This is a genomic window from Microbulbifer sp. (assembly GCF_051659245.1).
Lineage (GTDB): Bacteria > Pseudomonadota > Gammaproteobacteria > Pseudomonadales > Cellvibrionaceae > Microbulbifer.
Genome location: NZ_JBOFOC010000040.1, coordinates 38,481 through 59,657 on the forward strand (window position 1 = coordinate 38,481; position 21,177 = coordinate 59,657).

General features: G+C 59.8%; 13 protein-coding genes. 9 read left to right on the top strand and 4 right to left on the bottom strand.

What is annotated here, in order from left to right; translation table 11 throughout:
• Nucleotides 1-55: 55 nt before the first annotated feature.
• The gene (locus tag ACRC0P_RS04410; RefSeq protein ID WP_438628575.1) at nt 56-1,741 is read right to left on the bottom strand and encodes an enoyl-CoA hydratase-related protein; all 1,686 of its coding nucleotides are present in this window, start codon (nt 1,739-1,741) and stop codon (nt 56-58) included.
• A 143-nt stretch (nt 1,742-1,884) separates the two neighbouring features.
• Nucleotides 1,885-3,165, bottom strand: coding sequence for an aminopeptidase PepB (gene pepB / locus ACRC0P_RS04415; RefSeq protein WP_438628576.1), 1,281 nt, complete (start codon nt 3,163-3,165; stop codon nt 1,885-1,887).
• 311 nt (nt 3,166-3,476) lie between these two features.
• Between pepB and ACRC0P_RS04420 the strand changes: the two genes are divergently transcribed.
• From ACRC0P_RS04420 to ACRC0P_RS04460, 9 genes are all read left to right on the top strand, one after another.
• Nucleotides 3,477-4,907: a hypothetical protein gene (locus ACRC0P_RS04420; protein WP_438628577.1), complete on the top strand. Its 1,431-nt coding sequence runs from the start codon at nt 3,477-3,479 to the stop codon at nt 4,905-4,907.
• A gap of 79 nt (nt 4,908-4,986) precedes the next feature.
• On the top strand, nt 4,987-5,424 hold the full coding sequence (locus tag ACRC0P_RS04425) for a hypothetical protein (protein WP_438628578.1): 438 nt from the start codon (nt 4,987-4,989) through the stop codon (nt 5,422-5,424).
• 112 nt (nt 5,425-5,536) lie between these two features.
• On the top strand, nt 5,537-5,857 hold the full coding sequence (locus tag ACRC0P_RS04430; protein ID WP_438628579.1) for a hypothetical protein: 321 nt from the start codon (nt 5,537-5,539) through the stop codon (nt 5,855-5,857).
• Nucleotides 5,850-6,143 carry a hypothetical protein gene (locus tag ACRC0P_RS04435; protein WP_438628580.1) on the top strand — a complete coding sequence of 98 codons (294 nt, stop codon included), beginning with the start codon at nt 5,850-5,852 and terminating at the stop codon, nt 6,141-6,143. The genes ACRC0P_RS04430 and ACRC0P_RS04435 overlap by 8 nt, the downstream gene beginning before the upstream one ends.
• Before the next feature lie 128 nt (nt 6,144-6,271).
• Nucleotides 6,272-6,823, top strand: coding sequence for a YdeI/OmpD-associated family protein (locus ACRC0P_RS04440; RefSeq protein WP_438628581.1), 552 nt, complete (start codon nt 6,272-6,274; stop codon nt 6,821-6,823).
• Between the two features lie 270 nt (nt 6,824-7,093).
• On the top strand, nt 7,094-7,708 hold the full coding sequence (locus ACRC0P_RS04445) for a demethoxyubiquinone hydroxylase family protein (RefSeq protein ID WP_438628582.1): 615 nt from the start codon (nt 7,094-7,096) through the stop codon (nt 7,706-7,708).
• Between the two features lie 49 nt (nt 7,709-7,757).
• Nucleotides 7,758-12,893, top strand: coding sequence for an MG2 domain-containing protein (locus tag ACRC0P_RS04450; protein WP_438628583.1), 5,136 nt, complete (start codon nt 7,758-7,760; stop codon nt 12,891-12,893).
• Nucleotides 12,894-13,141: 248 nt separating this feature from the next.
• Entirely contained in the window at nt 13,142-15,511 is a 2,370-nt protein-coding gene (gene pbpC / locus ACRC0P_RS04455; RefSeq protein ID WP_438628584.1) for a penicillin-binding protein 1C, read from the top strand.
• Between the two features lie 327 nt (nt 15,512-15,838).
• Entirely contained in the window at nt 15,839-16,366 is a 528-nt protein-coding gene (locus ACRC0P_RS04460; RefSeq protein ID WP_438628585.1) for an adenylate kinase, read from the top strand.
• A 106-nt stretch (nt 16,367-16,472) separates the two neighbouring features.
• Here the strand turns inward: ACRC0P_RS04460 and ACRC0P_RS04465 are convergent, their stop codons facing one another.
• Nucleotides 16,473-18,902 (bottom strand): hypothetical protein, encoded by a 2,430-nt coding sequence (locus ACRC0P_RS04465; RefSeq protein ID WP_438628586.1) that lies wholly within the window; start codon nt 18,900-18,902, stop codon nt 16,473-16,475.
• 375 nt (nt 18,903-19,277) lie between these two features.
• The gene (locus ACRC0P_RS04470; protein ID WP_438628587.1) at nt 19,278-21,041 is read right to left on the bottom strand and encodes a hypothetical protein; all 1,764 of its coding nucleotides are present in this window, start codon (nt 21,039-21,041) and stop codon (nt 19,278-19,280) included.
• Nucleotides 21,042-21,177 lie beyond the last annotated feature (136 nt).

Sequence of the window (21,177 nt, forward strand, 5' to 3'; positions counted from 1 at the left end):
CAGCTTATTTGCCGGCCCTTCCCTGCCCCAGGCTCTACACAGGCGCCTGGATGGCTCAGGCAAACACCACCCGCTGCCAGAAACGCGCTTTGCGGCGCAGGCGCGCCGGCGCCTCCCGTGGAGGCACCTTGTGAACAAACTCCCGCCGGGCGCGATGGTACTCCGCTTGCGGATCGAAGAGCACCGCGGACACCCTTTCCAGCTCCTCCTCCCGGTACCGGCGCAACGGCTTGCGCCTTTCATCGGCGGCGCGTATGGCCCGCTTGGCTTTCAGCTGCGCGCCAAAGTTGGCAGATTGCGACAATATCCGGCAGTAATACTCCAGTTCCCGCTGGAAAATATCCCAGCCCTCGTCGAAGATTTCGTCGCCAAGCCCCATCTGCAGCGCCTCGGTGGCGAGCAGCGGCAGGCAGTTTCGGGTCAGCGCCAGGGCCCGCTTTTGCCCAACCCGCCGCGGCAGCAGATAGGTCCAGTACTCTGAACCGTAGAACCCCATAGTCCCGTAGTGGGGATTGAGCACTACGCCCTCGCGCAGCAGTACATGGTCGCAGGCCAACGCCATCATGGCGCCGCCGGCGCCGGCGTTGTTGCGCAGGGCGGCCACGGTGATCTGATCGGGTGTTTCGATAATGGCCTCCACCAGGTCGTTGACGGCGTTGATATTCTCCCAGGACTCCCGCGCCGGGTCCTCCGCCGCCTCAATACAGTGCAGGTGGATGCCGTTGCTCCAGAAGTCCTCGCCACCCATCAGCACGATCACCCGCGCATCGCCGGACTGCAGTTCGCGGTAGTGTTCGAGCAGGCGCCGGCACTGACCGGTATTCATGGCGCCGCCGGCAAAGTCGAAGTGGAGGTAGGCCACATGCCCGATCCGCTCGCTGCGAATCTCCTCCACGGCGCGGGGAATGCTTTTCAACTCGCGGGGCGTTTCCCTTAGCAGCGGCAGCAAGACCTGCGCCGCGGGCAGCTTGATCCCCCCTTCGCACCGGGCCTGCGGTATCCACACTGCGCCATCGACGGTGGCGCGACAGACGGCGCCGTTGCTGTGGGCGATAAAATCGCCCGCCCCGCCGGAGAGCTTTTCCTCCCGGCGCACGCCATAGAGGAACACCGCCCGGCCGCCGATCTCCTCGCGGATACCCGGCGCGCTGTCGGCGGCGCGCAGTTTCGCAATGGCGATATCGGTGGAATCCCTCTGCCAGTCGATCGCTCGGTCCGCCTGGCGCATGGGCGGCTGCACGCGCCAGGGAATTTTTTGCGGCTCCAGCGGACGGGGAGTGAAGTCGGGGTCTCTCAGCGCGGCCAGGGCCGACTTGACCAGGGAAGCGGCGACGGCGGTGACCTCGCGTCGGTAAAGGCCGGCCTTGCTGGTGCCGCGCAGGGGGAAGGTGGCGGAGCCCCAGATATCCCCCGCGCCCATTTCCCCGTTGGCCTGCAGCAAGGTCACGCCCCACTCGGTACAGTTGCTGGCGATCGCCCAATCGAGAGACGAGGGGCCGCAGTCCCCCTCGATGCCGGGGTGCACCACCAGACAGGGTATTTTTTGCCAGATGGTGTCGGGAATCCTGTGGACCAGGTAGGGACAGACGATCAGCCGCGGGCGGAATTGGGCCACCGCCACCCCAATCCCGGCTTCGCCAGTGGCCAGCTCCACGGAAACTTCGCAGCCGCGCAGTTCCAGTTCGCGGTGGATACGCTGGCTTATGCCGTTGAAAGCGCTGCACAGCAGCAGGACTCGCATGGTGACGCTCCTTGTTGTTATTTGGTCTGGGGAAAATCCTCTTTCCCCGTGGTATATCAAGAGAACGCTGTCAGCTGTTTGTAGGATGGGCAAGGCGAAGCGTGCCCATCCTACAATGCCAACCAGCGCGACCTCTCTAGACCTCAGTTGTCCTGCAAAAAGCGTGCAATTGTGCGCAGGCCGTGCCCTTTGGCACCCTGGGCCCACAAGTCATTGGCGGAGGGCAGGTAGGAGCCGGACAGATCCATATGCACCCAGGCGCGCCCCTCATCGCGCACAAAGCGGGCCAGGAAGGCCGCGGCGGTGGAGGCGCCGGCACTGCCGTCAATCCCCACATTGGCCACCTCGGCAAAGCCGGAGGGAATCTGCTCCAGGTGGAATTTCTCCAGCGGCAGCCGCCAGGCCCTCTCGTTTTCCGCCGCGGCGGCGTCCAGCACCTTCTGCGCGGTTTCACCCTCGAAGCTGAGCACGGAGTTGTAGTCGCGCCCCACCGCCATCTTCGCGGCGCCGGTGAGGGTGGCGGCGTCGAGGATCCAGCGCGGATTCTGTTCCGAGGCGGCGATCAGGCCGTCCGCCAGCACCAGCCGGCCCTCGGCGTCAGTGTTCAGGATTTCCACACTGACGCCGTTCTTGTAGCGGATGATATCGCCCAGCTTGTAGGCCTGGCCGGAGATCAGGTTTTCCGCACAACACAGATAGAGTTTGACCCGCTTCTGCAGGCCGCGGGCGATAGCCAGCCCCAGGCCGCCGCTGACCATGGCGGCACCGCCCATATCGGATTTCATGGTGACCATATTGCTGGACGGCTTGATGCTGTAGCCGCCGGAGTCGAAGGTGATACCCTTGCCCACCAGGCAGAAATCCACCGGTGCATCGGCATTCCCGGACGGGTTGTAGTCCAGTTCCAGCATCACCGGCTCGCGCGCACTGCCCTGGCCCACCTTGTAGACGCCGGCAAATCCCTCCTGTGCCAACTCCTCCCCGGCGACAACCCGGTAATTGACCGCCTCCGGCGCCAGCTTCTGCAGCATGTCCGCCGCACTCTCCGCCAAGGCCCGCGGGAACACCTCCTCCGGAGTGCCGTTGGTGATTTCGCGCACCCAGCGCGCCGCCGTCTCGCGGGCCTCGAGCTCCGCCAGTTCGCCGGCTTCTTCCGTGCCCCAGTCCAGGCGGTTTTCGCGGTTGGGATTGTAGTAGCCGGCGCGGAAGGCCCAGCGGCTCTCCAGGCCCCAGCCGTCCCCGGCGAGCGCCACCGAAGGGATCCCCATGCCATCCAACCGCCGCGCCGCGCGCTGGGCGGCCACCAGCGGCCCACCGGTGGCTTTGGTGGCATGCACAGTGGCACCGCCGCTGGTAAAGCTCAACAGCGCCTTGTCCCCGCCCCAGGTCTCCGCCGCCGCGGTTTCAACCAACTGAACCTGCATTGCGTTCCTCATACTGCGTCCTTAACTGAAATCTTCGGATGGATTTGCGGTGATTCTACCAGTATGCCGACACCGTCAGGGACTGGGGGCCCGGGGCCGCCCCTATCTGCTCCCCTCCCCCGCTCGCTCTATATCTCCCCTCTCCCGCTTGCGGGGGAGGGAGCAGTTCCTGGCGTTCTGAATTCGGCATTGACCTCCCCTCTCCCGCTTGCGGGGGAGGGGGAGCGAGGCGGCACGGTAGGCATTTGCGCCCCCAGAACCGCACCGGATAAACTGGCGCCCAGGGAATTAAAAGAACCATAGGGAAACGAATGGCCGAGCCCTGCAACTACCACTCATCCGCCGAGGCCGCCTGGCACTGCCAGCCCTGCAGCCGCCACTTCTGCGGCAGCTGTATCCCCGGCGCCAGCGCCAACTATCGCAACGGGCGGCCGGACTGCCCTCTGTGTCACAAGCCGCTGGACTATATCGGCGCCAGCAACAGCGCCAAACCCTTCTGGCAGATGGGCCTCTTCTACTTCCGCTACGCGCTGCAGCCGGGCCCGCTGACGGTGCTGGCACTGGCCGCCGGCGCCGGCCTGATGATCTCCGGCCTGGGCATCATCTCGCTGCTATTGCTGCTGGCGGCGGTGGCCCTGGTCAGCCGCTACAACCTGCTGGTAATCGAGAAGCTGGCCAGCGGCCAGCTGCAGGCGCCATCCTTCGGCGACGCCCTGGACGGCAACAGCGCGCCCCTGTTCCTGAAGGTGATCGGCATGACGCTGATCGCCGGCTTTGTCGGCTACAAGCTGATGGCCTTCGGCCAGGGCGCCCTGCAGCTCTACTCGATCGCGCTTTCCCTGCTGGCCCCGGCGGCGATGATAGTGCTGGCCCTGGAAGGCAGCCTGCGCGCCGCCATCAACCCGCTCAAGCTACTGCAGTTCACCCTGATTATCGGCTGGCCCTACCTGCTGCTGTGGCTCACCACCAGCGCCGTCTCCGCCGCCCCCGGCTACCTGCTGATGCTGGTGGCGAACAAGCTGCCGCCCTGGGCCATAGTGCCGGTGATCGCGGCGAGTACGACTTACTTCTATATCGTCACCAGCGCGATGATGGGCTACATCTGCCTGTCGCGGCAGCAAAAACTGGGCATCATCGCCGAGCGGGACGACGACGGTGACTTCCTCGAGGAAGCGGAATTCAGCCGCGCCCGCGCCCTGGCAGAAAACCAGATACTGATGCGCGAGGGCGACTTCAGCGGGGCGCGCCGCACCCTGGTGGAATGCCTGCGCCGCTACCCGGACGACCCGGCCCTGAACGAGCGCTACTACCGTCTGCTGCTCGCCACTCAGGACAAAAAAGCCCTGCGCGAACTGGGCCCGCACCTGCTGGAAAAATTCATCCGCATGAACCGCGCCCACAAGGCCGCGGAACTCTACCTGGCCACAGACCCCCACCCCACCATCGACAAGTCCCACCTCCGTCACACCCTGGCCGAGGCCCTCTACCGCCAACAGAAATTCCGCCCGGCGGCGATGCTGTTGAACAATTTGCACAAGGAAGACAAGGACTACCGGCAGCTGGATGCGGCTTATCTGCTGTTGGCGCAGATCTATATCGATGGATTTAACCGGGAGGATCTGGCGAGGCAGTTACTGGCGTTTGTGCGGAAGCATTTTCCGGAAAGCAAGTTGCAGGAGCAGGTGGATACGTTGGAGCGGGTGCTTGGTGGGGTGCAGGTGGCTGGCTGCTCGGCGCGATAGTACCTGCTATGCCTATGAATAAAACTGTTGGCGATATAATGAGTTTTTACAATCATCAATAGCAAGGAGCACATTAAGGATGTTAGTTCAACCAACGTATAAAATGGTTTGGAGCAAACACGATGAATTACGAGACAAGGCTTTAACTATTGCGTATCAGCAGCTTCCCAATATCTTGATAAATCAGCGAGGTGAAGGAATCTTAAAGAGTCAGATTAGCCTCAGAGGGTTAGATTATAAAACCTTCGAAAGGTTAGCTATGAATGAACGCAACAAATCCACCAAAAAAGAAAGTACAGATACTCTCAAAGAGTTACAGAAGTACGCACAGAAAGAATCAGAAAGATTATTCAAAAACAGAAAAAAATCAAATTTTGATGAGAAAGATTTAGCTTCAGGAAGCAAAGATTTACTTGAAAAATCAGATGCCGAGCTTTTTCCTGATGAGATTGAGGAGTATACGGAGAAAGAAAAGAGGCCAAAGGTGATAGCAGATAACAAACCAAAGAAAAAGTAAGTGGCCCCTGGGCGCCAGCGGCGTCGCTAACCAAGCACTGCAGTGGACGCTTTCTTGGAGAGTGGAAACCCGGTATCGACTCCTCGCTACTCGGCGCACCATGGGAAGTGGAATGATGAATAAGAAAGTCGATAGAAAACTGCTTGCCTACGTTCAGTTTGATGAAATGGATCATGTAGTCATAGATGTGATTGAAACATCTAAAAATGGCCTTTCTTATCATTACAAAAATACCACATGGAATAGGGATATCCGTTTCTTTGGCAACGATTTCTGCACTGATCCACATGGAAATAAATGCAAAATTGCAACCTTAAGAAGATGGCACACGCCAAGCTGGGTTGAAAATGCAGACATACACATTACAGATGAAGCCAGGGAGCGCTATCAACTTTGGATTGCAAAAAAGCTAAGATCCTCAAGAAATGAATAGTGATATTGAGATTTCTGATACCTTTGAGGTAGAGAAAAGAAAACGTGAGATTCAGATTCTGATAAATGTAATAGAGCCCGATCCTGAGTATCAGCCTTTCTTTATTTCCGATGAGGCTAGTTTTTACGATATAACAGGTAAATCGAAGGAAGAAATAGAGCAAAACTTGCGGTTCTATTTTAAAGGTGAGCTGCCTGTGACTATAAATACTCCTATCTGGCAGTTCGTTGATGTAGTAAAAATTCGCTATCCCGGCTGGCCCGATAATTGGCCCCCGGAGCATTAGCGCATAACCAGCCGCTCCATAAGACAGAGGAAATAGCCATGTCATCCCATCATTTACCGCGCAGGATTGCGGCCCTTCGGGGATTGGACGTTTGCATCCAGTTAGACGCATTTGGAGGCTGACTCAGAATGATACAAAGCGACACAAAGTCCCAGTTCAAAGCAAAACTGCTTTGCCCAGCCAAGTCGGGCAGCGATACGCCGTGGGCTTTTATAATTCTGCCCAAGAACGCGAGCGCAAAACTGCCAAGACGGGGAAGGACGACGGTAGAGGGCACTATCAACGGTCACGACTTCCGGGCCACGCTTGAGCCGGATGGTCAATTGAGTCATTGGCTGCGAGTAAACGAGGAGCTATTCGAAACCGCAGGCGTGAATATTGGCGACACTGTCACCTTTGAGATCATGTCAGTGGAGCAAGAACCAGAACCTGAGATTCCCCCGGACCTGCAGGAAGCCCTTGCGGCTGCTCCCGAGGCTCGAGCCGTTTGGGAGGATACAACCACCATCGCACGTCTGGACTGGATACATTGGATTACTTCAGCCAAGCAGTCCAAGACTCGGGCGAAACGGATTAGTAATGCTTGTGACATGCTTGCTTCCGGAAAGCGGCGGGTTTGCTGTTTCGATCCATCTGGCTACTATAGTAAAGCCTTCAGCGCACCCAAAGCGGCAGATTAGATCAGGCGAATTTATGAACAACAGAAGGCAAAGTCAGTCCCGAATGGCACTAAGTGAAGCCTCGAGCTGCTCCGGCCCCTAAAGATTGCGCTGTAGGAGCCTGCTTGCAGGCGAACATTCCCGGTGCCACGCCGCGGCCTCAGTTCGCCTGCAAGCAGGCTCCTACAGGGGGATTTCGCTTAACTTAGTACCATTCGAGTCAGTCCCCTCTCCCCCATTGGGGGAGAGGGTTAGGGAGAGGGGAGAGTAGCTACCGTATGATCTTATGATGTGTCTATCGCATCAATCTTTTACTCCGACTTCATTTATTTCTCACTAAAAAATTCGCGACTATTTCAATTAAGAATGAAATATAAAGACAGCAAAGGAAGTCTGGACACCCCAAAGAAGATTCTGAAAGTGAATCACGCCGGGGAATTTGGCGCGATCAATATATATCGCTCACAGATCTTTGTTTCCCGGATTTTTATGCGCGACCTGGTCCCACTGCTTGAATCATTCCTAGCCGACGAGAAAAGGCACCTGCAAATATTCTGGGCGGAAATCCAGTCCCGGAACGGCGTGAAGTGCAAGAGCTTCTGGCTTTGCGGGCTCGGGGGCTATTTTATGGGGTTTGTATCCGCGCTGCTCGGGAAGAAGGGTATTATGGCCTGCACCTGGGCGGTGGAATCCGTGGTGGTAAACCACCTCAATACTCAACTCGCCTATCTGGAGAGCAAATCCGACAGGGCCGCTTACAATACCGTAGCGGCGATTCTGGAAGATGAAAAGAACCATCGGGACATCGGCAGCGAACATGGCGGTGCCAACAATATCTGGTATGGCCCCCTGCGGTTTGCGATAAGCCTTTTTACCGAGAGCGTTATCCGGTTTGGCATGAGATAACCGTACCCAGTATTATTTGTTTCAAAATCAAAAGAAAAAGGAAATAGCCATGCCAACCCGCCGGCTGCCGCATTGGGTTGCGGTCGTTCTTATCTCCATGCTCGCCCTGGCCTGCTCCAGGGAAGAGCCGAAAAAGATAGTGGTCAAGGACCCGCACATTGAAGCGCGCCAGCAGGCCCAGGAAGAAGCCATTGCGCCGGCAACCAGTGCGGAACCGGATACCGGGGTGGCCGGCGAAGTACCACCTGCGGCCGCACCCGAGCAGCCCGTCGCCGGGACGATTGATGGGGAGGAAGCCACGGTCGATTCGCCGGAGGTCGCGGTTGCGGACGTCGAAATCGAACCGGCGGACGGCACAGTTGCCGAGCCTGTAACCCTGGCGCCCGCGCCGCGCACCCTCAAGGTGCTGCATATCGGCGAGCGGATGTACAAGGACAGGCGGGCCATCGGTATCGTCTTTTCCGAGCCGCTGCTGGGCAATGCGCATTTCGGTTCCTATATCACCCTCTCCCGCGAGGATGGCGAAGCGGTGGACGGGGGTTGGGTGCTTTCCGACAGTCAGAAGATCCTCTATTTCCCCAATATCGAGCCGAACACCCAATACAAACTCTCGGTGCGCCCGGGCCTGCCGGGCGATGACGGGCTGGAGCTGGAGGGCTTCAAACAGGAAAAAATCCGTACCCGCCGCATCAATCCCAGCATCAGCTTTTCCAGCAATGGCAGCGTCTTTCCCGTTACCGTGTCACCCGGCCTGCCGGTCAGCGCGGTCAGTGTCGAGGCGGTGCAGATTCATTTTCACCGCGTGAGCCCGGAACACTATTCCGAGTTTTTCCGGCTGGTCAAAGGACAGTCCCTGAAGCACTACTATCAGCTTCACGCGCTCAACAAGGTGGCCGACCTGGTCTACACCGCCCAGTTCGATCTCACCGAGGAAAAGCATGTCCAGCGGGACTTCGATCTCTCCATCGGCCATATAGACGCACTCAAACGGCCCGGCATCTACGTCGCGGTAATGCGACCGGCGGGGGTGTACAATCCCAGCCTCTACGATGTCACCCACTTCTCCGTATCCAACCTGGGGCTGCACGCGCGTTTCTACCGGGAAACCGTGGATCTCTATGTCTCCTCCCTGGATCAGGGCGAGGCGCTCGAGGGCATAGAGGTGGATCTGCTGGACGGCAAGGGCGAATTGCTCGACCGGCGCTCCACGACTGCCGACGGGCGTGTGCGTTTCCAACTTTCCGAACAGCCGGAGAATTCCCAGCGCTTCTTTGTGGCGCGGGACAACGGCGAAGGCCACTTCTCCATGCTGGACCTGCGCGAGCCGGCGCTGGACCTCTCCGATTTCAAACTGGGGCAGCGCCCCTCGCGGCCGATGGAATTCTTTATGTACGGCCCGCGGGACCTGTACCGGCCCACAGAGTCCATCCAGGTCAGCGGTCTGCTGCGTAATTACGACGGCCGTTACATTCAAAACCTGCCGCTCAAGGCGGAACTGATCAAGCCCGACAACACCAGCGCGCGCACCTTTACCTGGCACGCCGGCGCGCCGGGCTATTACGAGAAGCTGATGTCCCTGCCACAGAACGCACCCACGGGCGACTGGCGCCTGGACGTGGAGCTGGCGGACGGGCGCAAAGTGGCCTACCCGTTCAAGGTGGAGGAGTTTCTGCCGGAGCGGATGAAGCTGGTACTGCAGGATGGCGAGGAGCGCAGCCTGGTTCAGGGGCACGGCAGCGCCCTGTCGCTGGCGGTGGAAGGCAGCTACCTCTACGGCGCGCCGGCGGCAAAAAATCGCCTGGAAACCCTGGTGCAGTTGAGCCACTACCGCGAACCTTTCCCTCAGTGGAAGGGCTATCGGTTCGGGGATGCCCGCGAGCAGTTGCCGCTGCGCCAGTTCAACGCGCCCACCATTCAGCTGGACGACAAGGGCGAGGGCAAATTGCGCCTGCCCTCGCGCTGGCAACGCGCGCAGAACCCGCTGAAAATCAACCTGCTCTCCAGCCTGTTCGAATCCGGCGGCCGCCCGGTGACCCGCCAGCACCCAGTGCTGGTGTGGCCGCAACACCCGGTGGTGGGCATACGCCCGAATTTCGGCGAGGACAATCCCGAAGCCAACAGTAAACCGGAATTCGATATCGTCGTTACCGACGCCCGCGGCGAGCCGGTGAACGGGCGCGACCTCAACGCGGTGCTGATCGCGGAGGACCGCCAGTATTTCTGGGAATACTCCGCCAGCCGCGGCTGGCACTACGAATACTCCAGCGCGGAGTACGAGAGCTTCAGCCGCAAACTGCAATTTGCCGACGGGCGGCCACTCAAGCTCACGGTGCCGGTGGAGTACGGCCACTACCGCCTGGAGGTGACGGACACCGGCACCGGCGCCACCAGCAGCCTGCGCTTTCACGCCGGACGCGACTGGTACTACTGGTGGCGCAAGGACCAGGTGGCAAAAGGCCAGGCGGCACGCCCGGATACAGTGGCGCTGTCCCTCGACAAACCCCGCTACAACCCCGGCGACGAGGCGCAACTCACCATAGTGCCACCGGCGGACGGCGAAGCCCTGGTGCTGGTGGAGAGCGACCGGCTGCTGTGGTCCAAACGCCTGCCGGTAAAAAAGGAAGGCACACAAGTTGAAATCCCCATAGCGCCGGAGTGGGACAGCCACGATATCTACATTTCAGTAGCCGCCCTGCGACCCGCGGACAGGCGCGAGCGCATAGCCCCCAACCGCGCCTTCGGCCTCACCCACCTGCCGCTCGACCGCGAGCCGCGGCGCCTGCCGGTAACCCTGGAAGCGCCGGAGCGGGCAATGCCCGGTTCGGAAGTGCAGGTGACCGTAAGCACAGATATCAACTCCGTACCCCAGGATGGCAAAGCCTGGACCACCCTGGCGGCGGTGGATATGGGCGTGCTCAATATCACCCGCTTCGAAACCCCGGATCCCTTCGAGGCCTTTTTCGGCCAGCGCCGCTACGGCGTGGATGTGCGCGATATCTACCACCGCATCATCGAATCCGGCAAAGGCGAACTGGTGGAGCAGCGCTTCGGCGGTGACGCGGAACTGGCCCGCGGTGGCGACGAGCCCAACTCCGACGTGCAAATAGTCTCGCTGTTTTCCGGCCCGGTGGAATTCGACTCGAACGGCAAGGCGCAGATACCGCTGGAGCTGCCGGACTTCAACGGCAGACTGCGCCTGATGGCGGTGACTTTCAGCGAAGACCGCTTCGGCAGCGCCGATGCAGAAATGACCGTGGCCGCGCCGGTGGTGGCCCAGGCGGCGCTGCCGCGCTTTATGGCCCCCGGCGACCGCAGCACCCTGGCGCTGGACCTGAACAATATGAGCGGTCGCGCGCAGCAGCTCACCGTGGAAATAAAATCCCTGGGCGCGGTGGAACTCGAGATGGGCGAGCGGCTGCTGGACCTGGCGGACGGCGAGCGCAAAACCCTGCGCTTCCCCATCACCGCCAAAGACGCCACCGGCGATGCGGAATTCCAACTGGTTGTGCGCGGGGCCGTGGACGAGGACGGCGCGGACCTCACCATCGACCGCACCTGGCGCCTGGGCGTGCGCCCGGCCTGGCCGGCGAGTACGCGCACCCAGCGGCGCCTGCTGGCAAATGGCGAGCGCTTTCACCCGGACAGCGTTTTCCTCGATTCACTGATGCCGGATACGGTGCAGACTCTGGTGTCCCTGGACAGCCGCCCGCAACTGCAACTGCAGGACCACCTGGCCAACCTGCTGGGTTATCCCTACGGATGCCTGGAACAGACCTCCAGCCGCGTCTACCCGCTGGTCATGGCGACGCCGCAGCGGCAGCAGAAACTGGGCATTGAACCGCTGGACGAAAGCGAGCGCGCCGAGCGCATAGACGCCGGCATAGAGCGCATCTTCAGCATGCAGAAGGGCAACGGCGGCTTCGGCCTGTGGAGCTCGGACTCCCCCGAGAACCAGTGGCTCACCGCCTATGTGGCCGACCTGCTGCTGCGCGCGCGGGACCAGGGCATAGTGTTCGACGACACACGCCTGGAATCCACCCTCGAGCGCCTGGAGGATTACGCCCGCGAGCGCGGCAGCTTCTACCGACAGCGCTACAGCAGCGACCCGGACTACTACGCCTTTGCCGCGCGCGCCTACGCCGCCTATGTGCTCTCCAGGGTGCAGAAAATCTCCCTGGGCCAGCTGCGCAGCCTCTACGAGAACCGTGACGGGATTGCCCGCTCGCCGCTGCCGCACCTGCAGTTGGCCATCGCCCTGGACACCATGGGCGACAGCGCCTTGGCCCAGCAGGCGCTGCAGAAAGCCTTCAGCATCGATCGCGCGCGCCGCAGCTACTACGGCGACTACGGCTCCGACCTGCGCGACACGGCGCAGATGATCGCCCTGCTGCTGGAGCACGGAATGGCCAAGGATAAAGTGGAGGAACTGCTGTTCGAACTGGCGGACCAGCTCAAGGGCCGCAGCTACCTCAGCACCCAGGAGCGCAACAGCGTGTTTATGGCCGGCGTGCAGCTACAGCTCAACACCGGCAAGGACTGGTCCGCGACCCTGGAGACCCCGGACGGCCTGCGCGAACTCGATCGCAATACTCCGTACAGCAGCCTGTTCCGCGGTCGCGAAGCCGCCGCCGCGGTTGAGGTGGCGGCGCAGATAGACCAGCTCTATGCCGCCATCACCCTGAACGGCTACAGCAAACAGGCGCCTGCGCCGGCGCTGAACAACGGCGTTCGGATCAAACGCAGCTACCACCGCCTGGACGGCTCCAGCGTGAAGCCGAGCCAGGTTGGGGAGGGCGATCTGTTCCTGGTGCGCCTGGAAATAGACGCGGAGCGGCGCCTGCCGGACCTGCTCGCGGTGGACCTGCTGCCGGCGGGTTTCGAACTGGAAAACCAGAACCTGGCCGACAGCGTCAAGGTGGACGAGCTGCAATTCGACGGCAAGAGCATCGCCGAGTGGCAGCGCGAGCAGGACAATGTGCAGCACACCGAATACCGCGACGACCGCTTCGTGGCCGCGGTGGACCAGTCCGAATGGAAGAGCACCAACCTCTTCTATATCGCCCGCGCGGTAACCCCCGGCAATTACCAGGTGCCGCCGCCCTACGTGGAGGACATGTACAACCCGGAGCGCTTCGCCATCGGTGAAAACCCGCTGGCGCAGATGCGGGTGATCGGCAAGCAGTGAAAGACTCGGGACTCGGGACTCGGGACTCGGGACTCGGGACTCGGGACTCGGGACTCGGGACTCGGGACTCGGGACTCGGAAAAGAATAAGGGTGGGTGGCAAACGATGAAAGGCTTAAAACGTAGGGTGCGCCGTGCGCACCGGACAAGGTCATCGGTGCGCGCGGCACACCCTACACCCGGTTACACAAACCCCGAGGATAGGCAAAGGAGCGTAGCGACGTGCCCATCCATCAGATGGTTGAGCCAGTGCCATTCGTAGCCATCCTCGCGGGCTTTTGGCGCCGACGCAGCCGCAAATTCCGCGCGCTGCTGCTGGCACCGGCCGTGCTGTCCGGCGCGCTGCTGTTGCTGGATTTTATTTTTCCCCCACCACTACCCGGCGACCAGGGTTTCGCCCGCGTAGTCGCCGACCGCCACGGCAAACCGCTGCGCTTTTTCGCCGACAGCCGCGGCGTATGGCGCTACCCGGTAACCCGGGAGGAGGTATCGCCCTGGTTTATCGAGGCGCTGCTCACCTACGAGGACCGCTACTTTTACCGGCACCCGGGCGTCAATCCGCTGGCGCTGCTGCGCGCCGCAGCGCAGTACCTGCGCAACGGACGGGTGGTTTCCGGCGGCTCCACCCTCACCATGCAAGTGGCGCGGCTGCTGGACCCGCACCGCAAAACCCTGCCGGGCAAGGCCAAACAGATGCTGCGCGCCCTGCAACTGGAATGGCGCTTCAGCAAGCGCGATATTCTCGAACTCTACCTGAACCTGGCCCCCTACGGCGGCAATATCGAGGGCGTGGAAGCGGCCAGCCGCCTCTACCTGCGCAAGTCCGCCGCCGACCTCACCCGCGCCGAGGCGGCGCTGCTGGCGGTGCTGCCCCAGGCCCCCAGCCGCCTGCGCCCGGACCGGCATCCCCAGCGCGCGCAGAAGGCGCGCGACAAGGTGCTCTCGCGGCTGCGCGATTTCGGCGTCTGGAGCGGGGCGGAAATCGACCGCGCCAGACTGGAAAAGGTCTACGCCGAGCGCCTGGAATTTCCCCAGAACGCCCCGCACCTGGCGCGCAGGCTGGTGGAAAGCATCGGCGACCGCGAAATCATCCGCACCACCATCGATGGCAATATCCAACGCGGCCTTGAGGACTTCCTGCGCGACCATATGGACGGCCACCCGGCAAAAACCTCCGCCGCCGTGGTGGTAGTGGAAAACGCCGATATGGCCGTGCGCGCCTATGCGGGCGCCTCCCATTTCGGCGACGGGCGCCGCTTCGGCTATGTGGATATGGCCAGCGCCACACGCTCCCCCGGCTCCACCCTGAAGCCCTTCGTCTACGGCCTGGCCATGGACGCCGGACTGATTCACAGCGCCTCACTCCTGAGCGACGCACCGCGCATCTACGGCGACTACCGCCCGGAAAATTTCCGCCGCGGTTTTTCCGGCCCTGTCAGCGCCACCGCCGCCCTGCAGAGATCCCTCAATGTACCGGCGGTACAGCTGCTGGAACACTACGGGCCCGGGCGCCTGGCCGCCGCGCTGGAAAACGCCGGCCTGTCGCTGCAGTTTCCCGCCGGGGGCAAACCCAACCTGGCGATGGTACTGGGCGGCGTAGGCACGCGCCTGGACCAGCTCACCGGAATCTACGCGGCCCTGGCCCGCGGCGGCGTGGCGGCAACGCCGCGTTTTCTGCCGCAGGAACCGCTGCGCGAACGGTTCCTTATGTCCCCGGAGGCCGCCTGGATCACCTTCGAAATGCTCGCCTCCAACACCGGCGGCTCCCGCCGCTGGCGCAACTTGGTGCGCCAGACCAAGGCGGATATCGCCTGGAAAACCGGCACCAGCTACGGCTACCGCGATGCCTGGGCCATTGGCGTAACGCCCACTTACACCGTGGGCATATGGGTCGGCCGCCCGGACGGCACCCCACTGCCCGGCTACTACGGCGCCATCAGCGCCACGCCCCTATTGAACGCGGTGATCGCGGCACTGCCAGGCAATAAACAGCGCCGGCTCGCAAAACCCGAGTCAGTAACCAAGGAAATAATCTGCTGGCCCCTGGGCACACGCGAAGACCAGACCAAAGCGGAACACTGTCACCAGCAGCGCCACGCCTGGTTGATTAACGGCGGCGCCCCGAGAACCCTGCCACCGAACAGCGAACCCCTGCGCGCGGCGCAGACCTTCACCTTTTTTGAAAACCACCGCGGCCTGCGGGTAAAGCCAGGTTGCATGAACGCCAGCGCAAAAAAACGCAGCCTGGCCCTTTGGCCCAAGGAACTGGAATCCTGGCTGCCTCCGATTCAAAGGCGCGCACAACAGATTCCCCCCACGGCACCGGAGTGCAGCGACCCAGCCGCCGCCAGCGCCACACCGCTGAAAATCGTCGGCGCCAGCAACGGCAACCAGTACCGCCCCGCCGGTACCAACGCCCCACCGCCGCGCCTCAGCCTGAGCGCCATCGGCGGCCAGGGAAAACGTTTCTGGTTTCTCGACGGCGAGCCCCACGGTGAAACACACGGCGGCGGAAGCCTACAACTGGTACCGGAAAGCGGCAGGCACCAGATAGCGGTGCTGGATGCCAGTGGCAATGTGGATCGGATAGAAATTGTTGTGGGAGATGGGGGCAATTGACTTTAGGGTACCTCTAAAAATTGCAGACTCCGCTGTTTCGTAGGGTGCGCCGTGCGCACCGCTAAGGCCAACACAGCTTTCAAGCCTTTTGGTGCGCACGGCGCACCCTACGGTCGCAAATTTTAGAGGTTCCCAGTTGACTTTGATCGACTTATGGACAAGGATTGAAAAATGACTACAAACCTTAGCCATCGGCTGTTTCAAATTATTACCATCATTCCATAGGAATGGTGGGTTTTTGATGCGCAAGCAGTTATCCAAACCCGCCCAAGAGGCGGGTTTTTAGTTTCTGCTTCTTGGGCTTCAACGAAAGCCATGGGAGGCAAAATGAAGAAGGTGGCAATATTTGGCAATGCGGGTGGTGGTAAATCTACGCTGGCAAGACAGTTGGCCGAAGCCACAGGCCTGCCTCTCCACCCTATCGACAAAATAAAGTATCGGCCGGGTGGTGAAGAGGTACCTCACGATGATTACCTCAGCATCCACACCGACATCCTGAAACAGAGTGAGTGGATCATCGATGGATTTGGGTGTGTTGCTTCTGCCTGTGAGCGTTTCTCGGCCGCGGACACGCTCGTTTATATCGATCTTCCCCTGTTGACTCACGTTATCTGGGTAACCAAACGCCTGCTGAAGGGTTTATTCGCAACCCCGGAGGGTTGGCCGGAAAACAGCCCTATTCTCAAGGGCTCGTTGAATAGCTACCGAGTGCTGTGGCTCTGCCATCGCAAGTTGACACCGGCCTACCGGCAGCTCGTTGCCGATTCGAGGGGCTCCAAGCAGATCTATCATTTGAAGTCGGCAGCCGACCTCAAGGTTTTTTTACGAGATATCCGCCAGGTAGTCACCCATTAGCGGGTTTGGTTACAAATATGCATACGGTGCGGCACTGAAAAGCGGCGCACTTGCCTCGGTTATCAGACGAGTGCTCGACGAGCTCCTGGAAACAGTAGAAACAGGCTCAGGTAACCCACTGGGACACGGTCTCCGCAATCCACTTATCGCCCTTTTTATGCAGAATAAGTTTACCCCCGGTCCAGCTCGCGCTCCACTGAACCACGGCCTTATCACCGCTCTTGTTGACGAACAGAGGACTGAAGCTAACCGGATAGAGGATGCCCATACGATCCCCCATCTGGTTATATTCGTCTGCGGAAAACACCATCATCCTCGAAGGTGGATTCAGCCCGGAAAAGTCTTTTTTATCCCCCAGCACAAACAGAGTATTCTGGTTACCCAACGTCACAAAATCGTCTTGTCGAAGGAAACCGGGAAGGTCCCCGGTGCCATTGCCGAGGCCAGTAATGATCGCTGCTCGCTCGAAACCCAGCGTCTCTTTCAGGATGGCGGCCATCAGGGGTGAGCGCTCACTGGACCGCGCAAACGGCACATTGGGCAGAGCATCGTGGCCGTCGTCTATCGAATCCCCGTCCGAATCCGGATTGCCGGGGTCCAGCAGCAACTTGTATTCGGCAAAATCGGTCAGGCCATCACCGTCGGAATCGCGCTTCAGGTCCTGCCACTTGATAGTGATGTAGAGATTCTTCTGGATATTTTTCGCTCTCAGCCCGACCGGCGGAAACGTAATACTGCTTTTATCCAACTCCCGCCGCTCCACTTCGATCTTCAGCATACCATCACCAAACAGGGACAAATCCGACTCGGGCAGGACCACATAAGGTGCATAGAGCTGAAGACCAGTGTAATAAGGGCCGCCCCAGTCCAGACCGCCATTTGTTGAATGAAGTATCCAGTAGCCGCCACTGGATACTTCACCGACGGAGTCCAGGTCCTGGGAGCTATAGATAACAACCACTTCCCCGTTCCTTTCTTCGCTCCGGACGATGGAATACTCCGGCAGCGGCAAATGGTATTTTTCAACTACCGAAACCTCATCCGCTGGCGCCTTTTCCTTTCCAGAGACCTGCGCATCTCTCGGAGCCCGTTCCAGTGCGTGTTCCCTGTAACCCAGTGCCGGAGTTTCCTGCAACCTTTCCGCGACAGACTGCGGGCCCACAATGCGCTTTTGCGCAGTCGGTAACATCTTGCCCAACACGGCCCGTAGCTCGCCGTCATGCTGCCCGATCAGCTGGCGGAAATACTCCACTCTCCGGGTCAGGTGCTTGTCCGAAAATTCCGCTTCCCGATAGTCCCCTCCGAACCTGCGATTCTCGAATGGATCGCTGCTTAGCTCCCGCGCAATGTCCAGGTAGCCGTCCTCCGACGCAACGCGTACCGACAGTTTTATCCAGATGGGTTCGGCGTTTGCGGCAGCCCAATACCAACCTGTATTGCCGTCACCAATCATTCGTTCAAAGGTATCGCTGCCGTCCGGGTCTATTGAATAGGCGAGGAGATCGCCGAGCTGAAACAGGTTTTCCTCACGCTCATATTCCACCGAGTTGTCTTTGGATTTCTCCGGTCGGTCGTTGAGCTCCCCTATTTTCTTCAAAAGGCTTCTGGCAGCCTGGTCGTCGCCCCGGTCGTGGTAGGCCGCCGCGATGGCAAAGGGCATGGCACTGCCCCGGTCATCGACTTCAAGACGGACACCATCGGACTCGACATTCCGGGTTTCCGGTTTGACTGCAAGCATTGCAAAGCGGATCTTCCCGGGGAGCTGCTCATATTCGTCCAGCAACAATTCATTCAGGCCAGCCCGGTATAACTGCGACAGGTAGAGATAGGAAAAAGCGGCTTTTGTCTCCCCGTCTACACCCGGACTGCCGATCACGTTGCGCTGGGCTCTCTCCATCAGGGCCAGCTTGACTTCGGGTCGGAGGTTGAGCCGGCGCACACCGACCAGAGCCAGTATGTCCACGGGCCCGAAGGTATTGATCAGCTGTTGCCAGAGCGACTTGCAGGCACCGTAATCCAGTTCATCGACGCCCAACTGCAGGCCGTCGTGGTGATCCGCCAGGAGGGAAGTCAGGGGTCCTGCGCGGCAATCCAGGGCGCGGCTATAAATTCGTGTAGCCTCCTGCACCAGCAGCGTCTGCGGGCCACCCCGGTCGAGGGCGCTTTGCAGTGCTTTCTCCAGACGGCGATTAGTTTCTGACAACTTGTCTTTGTCACCCTCAAACTTTGTCTCGTTCGCCTCGACACGCAGCAGCACCAGGTCGATAACATCCCTGGCCGCCTGTAGTGACGCTCCGTAGCGGTCACCGTAGGCCCGGTACAGCGCGTCGTTCCGCAACCCCTTTTCCACGAGGTAATACAGATAGTCCTCATGATCCTTCGCGTTTTCAGACACATCGTGAGGACGAAACGAGGAATAAGACTCTTCCAAAAAGAATTCGTAGCGGTCTTTGTAGGCGTCCGGCATTTTAGCGAACGCAGGTCCGATAAAGAGAAACGTCAACCAAACGAAGATAAAGCTCTTCCTGAACCGCATATCCCCCCCTTTCATAGGTTTGTGATTCTTCTGTGAGCGCCCCTGTGTTTTTTGGGGTTTCCCGGTACGTCTGCCGGGCGCGGCGCAGCGGCATCTGGGTATCAGCGCGGAGCACGCAGAGGAAGGCAAATTCCTCGGCGACACGGAATTCGAACGCGCCCTGGCGCACATACCGATACTAATGCATTGGCAACCCGAGTCCTGTTCACGTCAGAGCCAAATGATACTAAGTTAAGCCCCGAGCTGCTCCTGTCCCTAAAGATTACGCTGTAGGAGCCTGCGTGCGGCGAACATTCCCGGTGCCTTGCCGCGACATCAATTCGCCTGCAAGCAGGCTCCTACAGGGGGATTCCGTTTAACTTAGTGCCATTCTCGTCAGAGCCCGCTCAAGGAACCCCCGGCATCAATAATTTTATCGCCCTCGGCGTAAATTCTGCACAAGCTCTCGACATTGGATGCCATCCTCCGGGCTTCACACACCTCCAGAGCTTTGCCATTGGCAATATTCTGGTCGGGACTATCATATGCAAAACCGAACGTATAGGCGCCTTTGTAATCCAGTGCCAGGGCGAGAGCCTTGTGCGTCGAATACCCTTTATACCTGGTAAATGCACCAATAATGGTATTTTTCTCCACCGCATCCACTTCAGGCGCTGCAATATCGGGCAGCAAATCGGCAAGCATGGCTTGAAGCTGTGTGCGCGGTTTCTCCTCCGTTATTTGCATAAGCAACGGGTGCGCTACCCGGGCAAATATTTCCGCATCCCGGTCAAGATACAGTTCATTAGCGTACCACCAGGCAATACCCACCTCCCGCGGGGCTCTCAGGTAGGCCTGTTCCAGTATTTTCAGGTACTCGCCCCGCGGATACCCGAGTTTCTGCATGGCGACAGCCAAGCCGCGCCAATAGGCTGGCACCTCATTGTCGGCTTCTATCAGTGCAGCAAACCTGTCGCGGACAGTTTCCAATCGCTCGGGATCGCTGTGTACGCCCTTTACCAGTTGCTCTTCCAACCACAGAGAGGCTTCCGCGCTCTGGTACCACTGCTCGCCGCGCAACGACTGCGGTATGGATGCCAGCATGGACTCCGCCCGGGAAAACTCTCCGGCCCGGGTTTTCGCAACGGCCATTATCGACGTCAATTCGTGGCTGTCGGCTCTCACTGCCCGCGCATACTGCACCAGTTCCCGAAGGGAATCCGCGTTCTTCCCGGACATCACCAGGTAGCGGGCAATCTCGGCCACCGCATCCTCCCGCGACAACGGCTGCACTATCGGCTGAGCGGGTTTGTAGCCCCGGGGCATCAGGCCAGTGCGTTTGGAAAACTTGCCTTTCGCCTGCTCGGTGTAGTGTCGCTCCAATTCGTCAAGCGGCATTTCCAGGGCCGAAACCAGGGCATCCACCGGGTCCTCTCCACGGTTATACGCCGACACGTAATCCTCTATTCTGTCTGCCTTCCCGCTGCTCATGATCAACCAGTGGGTAAGCATCCAGCCTCCCGCATAGACTCTGGCGTTCTGACTCTCGTCAGCCGTTGCCGGCGTCGCCCTGAGCAACTCCTCCAGCGGCATCGGCTGGTCGTAGTAAAGAGAGGCGGCGCGGTCCATGGGAATGGCCCCAAACACGTAGTTGCCGTCTTCAGGAAAGTCCACCGTGGAGAAAACTTCCGCAAACCCCTCGCTATACCAGTATGGATAATGGAGAGGGCTTCTCCCGTAGGTAAGGAAGTGCGTGTATTCATGAAACAGGAATTCGCGTGCCGGGTGTTCCCGCAGGGACCGGTCGCTCCCAAGATTGACCAGGGCAAAGCTTCCATAGCTGGTATTATGGAACACACCCCCGGTACGCTTTGCGTTCCCGTCGCCGACGAAGGCTGCATAACTGTTTCTGTCAGCCAACGCGAAGATTGTCAGCCTATGCTGATCTTCACCCGCACTGAGCAGTTGAGAGGCCACAACCCGGAAGCGCTCCAAGTCTTCCGCCAGGCTTTTTACCGATTCCGGCCTGCCGTTGGTCACTATGCGGAAATGTGGTGTTTCGATTTCATTCCATTCGGCATCTACCAGATTAGCAGGACTGGCCCACCCTGCAATCGGCAACAGATAAGTCATAAGCAGTATGCAAAGCTTGCCTCTCATTTTCCTTCCCTATATCCAACTTATTCAATGTAACAGGCAAAACACAGACTAGTGGGCCCTGCGGTAAATTCGGTAACTAAAGCTCACAACCACAGGCTCCAGAGCAAGGCGAAAAAGCGCAGGACTAGCAGCGCTA